The following is a 439-nucleotide window of genomic DNA, read 5'->3' as shown; positions in this document are numbered from 1 at the left end:
TCCTTCGACGCTTCTGCAGCGGGCTATCTTCGACGGCTACGACTTCGGCTTGAAGATCCCCTACATCGCAGGCAGCAACCGCGCGCTGCTGGAACTGTCCGGCTTCTTCATCAGCGCCCGGGAGCATCCGTTGCACCGCTACTGGCGGGTCCCCAAGGGCAAGTTACTGCCCGAACTGGACTCGCTGTACAACCGACTCGCCGAGCTCGCTGGAGGCCTCCACTCACAGTCCTGGCGGGACTTCAGCGGCATGGTCGAATCTGCACAGGCCTCGCTTGACCGACAGGCCTTCACCTGGGGTTTGCTGCTGCGCATCGCGCCGCTGGCCGAGGGCGGCGTCTTGCTGTCAGGCGAGTTCCATCCCGGTGTGGTGGCGGTGGCTCGGCGGATGCGCGGGGTGTTCCTGCGCCCATCGAGCTCCTGGCGCATCGACGCCACA

General features: G+C 65.6%; 1 pseudogene. It reads left to right on the top strand.

The annotated features are described in order from the left end of the window. A pseudogene (locus JHD77_RS32140) lies at nucleotides 1–439 on the top strand (ATP-dependent helicase); the annotation flags it as partial.

The organism is Pseudomonas sp. P20, assembly GCF_016463925.1.
In the GTDB taxonomy this organism is placed as follows: Bacteria; Pseudomonadota; Gammaproteobacteria; order Pseudomonadales; family Pseudomonadaceae; genus Pseudomonas; species Pseudomonas aeruginosa.
Note: the sequence above shows the minus strand (reverse complement) of the source record. Positions and strands in the feature narration are given on the sequence as shown.